The sequence below is a fragment of the Streptomyces sp. SYSU D01066-1 genome (genome assembly GCF_054956795.1).
On the sequence record NZ_JBUDHV010000029.1, the window covers coordinates 80,347 to 87,321 of the forward strand.

The 6,975-nt window shown below is 70.4% G+C and carries 8 protein-coding genes; 4 read left to right on the forward strand and 4 right to left on the reverse strand.

The features are described 5' to 3' along the window. Nucleotides 1–144: 144 nt before the first annotated feature. Complete coding sequence (locus ACY1JF_RS23600; protein WP_462707219.1) at nt 145–927, reverse strand: hypothetical protein; 783 nt, start codon at nt 925–927, stop codon at nt 145–147. Between the two features lie 323 nt (nt 928–1,250). On the opposite strand from ACY1JF_RS23600, the gene ACY1JF_RS23605 reads away from it, so the two are divergent. The 3 genes from ACY1JF_RS23605 to ACY1JF_RS23615 all read left to right on the forward strand — a co-directional run bounded on the left by ACY1JF_RS23605 (nt 1,251) and on the right by ACY1JF_RS23615 (nt 3,645). Then, on the forward strand, nt 1,251–2,048 hold the full coding sequence (locus ACY1JF_RS23605; protein ID WP_462707220.1) for an ABC transporter ATP-binding protein: 798 nt from the start codon (nt 1,251–1,253) through the stop codon (nt 2,046–2,048). 78 nt (nt 2,049–2,126) lie between these two features. Next, nucleotides 2,127–2,558 (forward strand): NfeD family protein, encoded by a 432-nt coding sequence (locus ACY1JF_RS23610; protein WP_462707222.1) that lies wholly within the window; start codon nt 2,127–2,129, stop codon nt 2,556–2,558. A 145-nt stretch (nt 2,559–2,703) separates the two neighbouring features. Next, nucleotides 2,704–3,645: an SPFH domain-containing protein gene (locus ACY1JF_RS23615; RefSeq protein WP_462707223.1), complete on the forward strand. Its 942-nt coding sequence runs from the start codon at nt 2,704–2,706 to the stop codon at nt 3,643–3,645. Nucleotides 3,646–3,756: 111 nt separating this feature from the next. Here the strand turns inward: ACY1JF_RS23615 and ACY1JF_RS23620 are convergent, their stop codons facing one another. The 3 genes from ACY1JF_RS23620 to ACY1JF_RS23630 form a co-directional block, all read right to left on the reverse strand. Next, a complete protein-coding gene (locus tag ACY1JF_RS23620) occupies nt 3,757–4,263 on the reverse strand; it encodes an HNH endonuclease (RefSeq protein ID WP_462707224.1) in 507 nt (168 codons plus the stop codon). Nucleotides 4,264–4,418: 155 nt separating this feature from the next. Next, a complete protein-coding gene (locus tag ACY1JF_RS23625) occupies nt 4,419–4,958 on the reverse strand; it encodes a YbhB/YbcL family Raf kinase inhibitor-like protein (RefSeq protein ID WP_462707225.1) in 540 nt (179 codons plus the stop codon). A gap of 42 nt (nt 4,959–5,000) precedes the next feature. Further along, the gene (locus ACY1JF_RS23630) at nt 5,001–5,783 is read right to left on the reverse strand and encodes a sporulation protein (protein WP_462707226.1); all 783 of its coding nucleotides are present in this window, start codon (nt 5,781–5,783) and stop codon (nt 5,001–5,003) included. 151 nt (nt 5,784–5,934) lie between these two features. On the opposite strand from ACY1JF_RS23630, the gene ACY1JF_RS23635 reads away from it, so the two are divergent. Beyond that, nucleotides 5,935–6,576 carry a DNA-3-methyladenine glycosylase gene (locus ACY1JF_RS23635; RefSeq protein WP_462707227.1) on the forward strand — a complete coding sequence of 214 codons (642 nt, stop codon included), beginning with the start codon at nt 5,935–5,937 and terminating at the stop codon, nt 6,574–6,576. The last annotated feature ends 399 nt before the right edge of the window (nt 6,577–6,975 follow it).

Here is a 6,975-nt window from a genome sequence, read left to right on the forward strand (position 1 = left end):
GGGGGTGCCGTACGCCCCGCCGGCCCGCGGCCAGCCGCTTCGCCCACCCGCGGGCGGCACGGGTGGGCGCGGACGGCACCCCGTCGACGCCGGACCGGGTGACCCGCCCGGTCCACACCGGTGCCGGTCACCGGCCCAGGCACCTCACCCCCGCTCGCGTTCCTCCACGACGGAGTTGTACGCCGCCACCAAGGCCCGCCGGGCCGTCCGCTCCACCGGCCGCAGCGCGTGCGACCGCGCCGCCATCTCGGACGCGCTCACCGCGCCCCCGTGCCCGTTCTCGTACGCCAGTGAGACCAGGGCCCCCACCCGCTGAGCCAGCTCCAGCACCCGCGCCGCCCGCGGCGGGTACCCCGGCGCCAGCACCTCGTGCCCCGCCTCCGCCCGCGCCCGGTACGCGGCGACCGCCGCCTCCGCCACCGGCCCCGACCCGGCGACGTCGAGCCGCGTCAGCACCTCGGTCGCCTCCCGCAGCGCCTCCGCCAACTCCCGCTCGGCCTCCGACAACGACGGCACATCCGCGGGCGGTGCCTGCCGCACCGGCAGACAGTGCCAGACGACCTCCACATGGACATCACCCTCGGGCCCGGCCTCGTACACCTCGGGCACCAGCCCCAGCGCCGCCCCGTGACAGACCACCGCCTCCTCGGCCTCCAGCGCCCGCGCGTTGAACTCCGGCGGCCCGCTCAGCCCCAGCGGATGCCCCGGCGCCGGCAGCGCGACCCGCAGCCCGGTCACCCCGAGCGCCCGCAACCGGCCCAGCGCCAGCGTCAGCCCGACCGGCGCCGACTCACCCGGCAGCCCCGCCACGCGGTGCACCGCGTCCGCACCGACGATCGCGAGCACGGCGTCATCCGGCGAGACGACTCCGACAAGTAGCGCGTTTCCCCAGGCGGCGAGCCGCCCTGCACGTGGTTCCGTGAGCATGCCCACCACCCTAGAGCGCGTCTGACCGCCCACCGAGGCGTCACGACGCCCGGCACCCCGCTCCCGGAACGCACCCACCGCGCCCGCACGCCGCCCGCAGCGCGCCGGCACCGCGCCCGCACGCCGCCCGCGCGTCGCCCGCACCGCTCCCCACGACGACCCGCACCACCCTCAGAAGCACCCTGGAGACCGGCCCGATGGAACGGCGGAGCCGACCGGTGGCGTAGATTTCGTAAGGGCGGCGCCCACCGGCGCGGCCGACCGAGCCACAGGCGTACGCGACAGCCGAGACCGGCCACACTGTAAGGGGAGACAACGCGCTCATGAGCGATGTTCTGGAGCTTCAGGACGTATCCGTGGTCCGCGAGGGCCGGGCTCTGGTGGACCAGGTCTCCTGGTCGGTCAAGGAGGGCGAGCGCTGGGTGATCCTCGGCCCCAACGGCGCCGGCAAGACCACCCTCCTCAACCTCGCCTCCAGCTACCTCTTCCCCAGCCAGGGCACCGCCACCATCCTCGGCGAGACCCTCGGCAAGCCGGGCACCGACGTCTTCGAACTGCGCCCCCGCATCGGCATGGCCGGCATCGCCATGACCGAGAAGCTGCCCAAGCGCCAGACCGTCCTGGAGACCGTGCTGACCGCCGCCTACGGCATGACGGCCACCTGGCAGGAGGACTACGAGGACATCGACGAGCAGCGCGCCCGCGCCTTCCTCGACCGCCTCGGCATGACCGAGTTCCTCGACCGGAAGTTCGGCACCCTCTCCGAGGGCGAGCGCAAGCGCACCCTCATCGCCCGCGCCCTGATGACCGACCCCGAACTGCTCCTCCTCGACGAGCCCGCCGCCGGCCTCGACCTCGGCGGCCGCGAAGACCTCGTACGCCGCCTCGGCCGCCTCGCCCGCGACCCGATCGCCCCCTCGATGATCATGGTCACCCACCACGTCGAGGAGATCGCCCCCGGCTTCACCCACGTCCTGATGATCCGTCAGGGGAAGGTACTGGCCGCAGGCCCGCTGGAGTTGGAGCTCACCTCCCGCAACCTCTCCCTCTGCTTCGGCCTCCCGCTCGTCGTGGAACAGGTCGGCGACCGCTGGACCGCACAGGGCCTCCCGCTCTCCTGACCCGCTCCGTCCCCGCCTTGCCGGCTCCGCCCTCTTCGCGCCCTGTCCCAGTGGCGACCCCGCACCTACCATGACCGTGTGAACGACATCGACGCATGGGTGTGGTGGCTCGTCGCCGCGGCAGCACTCGGAATCCCCCTCGTCGTGACCGCGATGCCGGAGTTCGGCATGCTCGCCGTGGGCGCCGTCGCCGCGGCGATCGCCTCCGGCGTCGGGGCCGGCGTCGTCGTACAGGTCCTCGTCTTCGTCGTCGTCTCGGTCGCCCTCATAGCGGTGGTGCGCCCGATCGCGTCCCGGCACCGCAAGGAACGCCCCCGACTCCTCTCCGGTGTCGAGGCGCTGAAGGGCAGACAGGCCGTCGTCCTCGAACGCGTCGACGGCTCCGGCGGCCGCGTCAAACTGGCCGGCGAGATTTGGTCGGCCCGCTCCCTCGACACCGCACGCGCCTACGACGTGGGGGAGGAGGTGGACGTCGTGGACATCGAGGGCGCGACCGCGATCATCATGTGACCACGCACGGCCCAAGTGGACGAACAGGCCCCGAGGCGGGCGACGGTCTGTCAGACTCGACCAGCAAGATCCTCAACAGCCGTATGATCAGCAGCAGTCAGGATCTGCCAGAAGCGCCGAGGCGGAGAAGGGTACGGGAACGACCATGCAACCGGTCATCATCGTCTTGATCATTCTGGTGGTGTTGGTCTTCATCGCCCTGATCAAGACGATCCAGGTCATTCCACAGGCCAGCGCCGCCATCGTCGAGCGCTTCGGCCGCTACACACGCACGCTGAACGCGGGCCTCAACATCGTCGTCCCGTTCATCGACACCATCCGCAACCGCATCGACCTGCGCGAACAGGTCGTCCCGTTCCCGCCGCAGCCGGTGATCACCCAGGACAACCTGGTGGTCAACATCGACACGGTCATCTACTACCAGGTCACCGACGCCCGCGCCGCGACCTACGAGGTCGCCAGCTACATCCAGGCGATCGAGCAGCTCACCGTCACCACCCTGCGCAACATCATCGGCGGCATGGACCTGGAGCGGACCCTGACCTCCCGCGAGGAGATCAACGCGGCTCTGCGAGGCGTCCTCGACGAGGCCACCGGCAAGTGGGGCATCCGCGTCAACCGCGTCGAACTGAAGGCGATCGAGCCGCCCACCTCCATCCAGGACTCGATGGAGAAGCAGATGCGCGCCGACCGCGACAAGCGCGCCGCGATCCTCCAGGCCGAAGGTGTCCGGCAGTCCGAGATCCTGCGCGCCGAGGGCGAGAAGCAGTCCCAGATCCTGCGCGCCGAGGGCGAGGCCAAGGCCGCCGCCCTGCGCGCCGAGGGCGAGGCCCAGGCCGTCCGCACGGTCTTCGAGGCCATCCACGCCGGCGACCCGGACCAGAAGCTGCTCTCGTACCAGTACCTCCAGATGCTGCCGAAGATCGCCGAGGGCGACGCCAACAAGCTCTGGATCGTCCCCAGCGAGATCGGCGACGCCCTCAAGGGCCTCTCCGGCGCGATGGGCAACTTCGGCGGCATGGGCGGCGGCCCGGCCACCGGCACCGTCCCGCCCCAGGAACGCCGCGAGAAGCCGAGCATCGACTGACCGCGACTCCCCACCAGGTTCCCGCGTCCCGGCCAGGGGCGCGGGAACCCGCGCGTCCAGCCCCGGCGAAACCGCGGCCGGGGCTGGACGGGAAGCCCCACGACGGGACCGCTACGCGGCGTCCAGCACAAGCCAGTCCGGCAGCGCGGCGAAGTCCTCCCGAGCCAGCGCCAGCAGCATCGCATCGGCGGGCGTCGGCTCGAAGGGCTGACGCAGCAACGGCATCCCCGCCTGCTCGGGCGTCCGGTTCGCCTTGCGGTGATTGTCCTCCGCGCAGGAGGCCACCGTGTTCAGCCAGGTGTCCTGCCCGCCGTGCGACCGCGGCACCACGTGGTCCACGGTCGTCGCCCGCCGCCCGCAGTACGCGCACCGGTGCCGGTCCCGGACCAGTACCCCCCGCCGCGACCACGGAGCACGTCTTCGGAAGGGCACCCGCACGTACTGGCACAGTCTGATCACCCGGGGCGCCGGTATGTCCAGCGCCGCTCCGCGCATCCGCAGTCCGGGGTGGGCCTGTTCGACGACGGCCTTGTCCTGCAGCACCAGAACGACGGCTCGGTTCAACGTCACCGTAGACAGCGGCTCGAAGCTCGCGTTCAGCACCAGCGTGTCCCGCATACCAGCCCACCTCCCGTGCGCACCGGCCCACCCCCTGGCGGGCTGGATCAACTCTGGCCGGGCACGCCGGGATGGACAACGCAATAAAGATGCCCGCCCCTGATCACTTCCAAGACCAGGGACGGGCAAACGTTCCATGAACGCTCACGTGCGGGTCAGCCCTCGGCGGGCACCTCGTACTCGCCGATCAACTGCGCCCGCGCGATCGTGTGGAACCGCAGGTTGAAGCCGACGAACGCGGGCGTCGCCTCGGCGTTTGGCCCCAGCTTCTCCTGGTCCACGGCGTACACCGTGAACACGTACCGGTGCGGCCCGTCCCCGGCCGGCGGAGCCGCACCGCCGAAGTCCTTGCTGCCGTAGTCGTTGCGCGCCTGTACGGCCCCCTCCGGCAGCCCCTCGAACTTCCCGCTGCCCGCACCCGCCGGCAGCTCCGTCACCGAGGCCGGGATGTCGAACACCACCCAGTGCCAGAACCCGCTCCCCGTGGGCGCGTCCGGGTCGTAGCAGGTCACGGCGAAGCTCTTGGTCTCGGGCGGGAAGCCCTCCCACCGCAGCTGCGGCGAGGTGTTGCCGGCCGCGTAGACCTGAGCCTCCTTGAGCGTCGCCCCTTCCCGCACGTCCTCACTGGTCACCGTGAACGCCGGCACGGGCGGGTGGAAGTCGTGGGGGAGCGGCCGCCGCTTGAGCTCGGTCACCTGGACACCTCCTGATCGGATGGAACTGGTCGGCTCCCGAGCCTAGAACCAGTTCCGCTTGCTGCCGACCTCGGACAGCCACTGGTTGAGGTACGCCGCCCAGTCGGTCCCCTGGTAGTCGTGGAGCCCGACCTGGAACGACCGGAAGGTGTCACTGCCCTCGCTGAACAGCCCCGGCTTCTTGTCCATCTCCAGGATGACGTCCATCGCCTGGTCGTCGGCGACGAAGCTCAGCTCGACCTGGTTCAGCCCCCGGTACTGCTGCGGCGGCTGGAACTCCAGCTCCTGGTAGAAGGGCAGCTGCTGCCGCGTACCCCGGATGTGCCCGCGCTCCATGTCCGCGTTCTTGAAACGGAAGCCCAGCTGGATGAACGCGTCCAGGATCGCCTTCTGCGCCGGCAGCGGGTGCACGTTGACCGGGTCCAGGTCACTGGAGTCGACAGCCCGCGCGATCGCCAGCTCGGTGGTCACCCCGATGTTCATCCCGCGCAGCGCCTGCCCGTCGATCATGGTGATCGGCGTCTCCCACGGGATCTCCAGCCCGAACGGCACCGTGTGCACCGCCCCGGCCTGCAGCTCGAAGGCACCCCCCAGGCTCGCCTTCGCGAACTCGATGTCCTGCTTGTACTCCTGGTCGCCGCTCTCCACCTCGACCTTGGCCTGCAGGCCGACCGACAGCCCCTCGATCTGCTGGTTGACGGACCCGCCCTGGATCCGCACCTCACCCTGGACGACACCGCCCGGAACGACGTTCACCTCGTTCAGCACCGTCTCGACCGAGGCCCCGCCGGCTCCCAGACTCGCGAGCAGCTTCTTGAACGCCATGTCTCTCCCTCTCCAGCGCTTACGCGTGAACCGAACCCTTGATCCCTACATACGCGATCCGGCTCGTGGCCGGTTCCGCACCCCACCCTGACAAGCCGCCCGTGAGCCGGCCATCCCGCCGCCCCCACCGTCTGCGTTACGCTCGGACGGCATGATCGCGACCCTTGACCGTACGCCCCTGCCGAGGGAGTTCTTCGACCGCCCTGTCCTCGAGGTGGCACCCGATCTCCTGGGCCGCGTCCTGGTCCGCACCACCCCGGACGGCCCGATCACCCTCCGCCTGACAGAGGTGGAGGCCTACGACGGCCAGAACGACCCCGGCTCCCACGCCTACCGTGGCCGCACCGCCCGCAACGACGTGATGTTCGGTCCTCCCGGACACGTCTACGTCTACTTCACCTACGGCATGTGGTTCTGCATGAACCTGGTGTGCGGTCCGGAGGGAAGGGCGAGCGCGGTCCTGCTCCGCGCCGGCGAGGTCGTCGAGGGAGCGGACCTGGCCCGGCCCCGTCGCCTCTCGGCCCGCAATGACAAGGAACTGGCCAAAGGCCCCGCCCGCCTGGCCACCGCCCTCGGCGTCGACCGCGCCCTCAACGGCACGGACGCCTGCACCGCCGCCGACACTCCGTTGCGCGTCCTGACGGGCACCGCCGTACCGCGTGCCCAGGTACGCAGCGGCCCCCGCACCGGTGTGGCCGGCGAGGGCGGCGTCCACCCCTGGCGCTACTGGATCGCCGACGACCCGACGGTGAGTCCGTACCGGGCGCATGTACCGAGGCGACGCCGAAGTTGACGCTCCCCGGCGGAACCCGTAATGTAGTCCGAGCCGCTGGATCGGGCACGGCGATCGCCAGCACCCGGAAGCGGCCAACCCACTACTCAGCACAACCCCTCAGCGGGGTCTTCTTCGGCGTGCCCGCATGTCCGAATTCGAACTCGCGAAAGCCGATTATGAATCGACAGGGGAAGCCGCTAACGTAGTGAATGTCGAAAGGCCGACAGGCGAAAGCCCGAAGCCGACGACAATCCCGCCGACTGGGAATCGGGCCCGAAAGGATCTGATAGAGTCGGAACCGCCGGAAAGGGAAACGCAGAAGCGGGAACCTGGAAAGCACCGAGGAAATCGGATCGGAAAAGGATCTGATAGAGTCGGAGACGCAAGACCGAAGGGAAGCGCCCGGAGGAAAGCCTG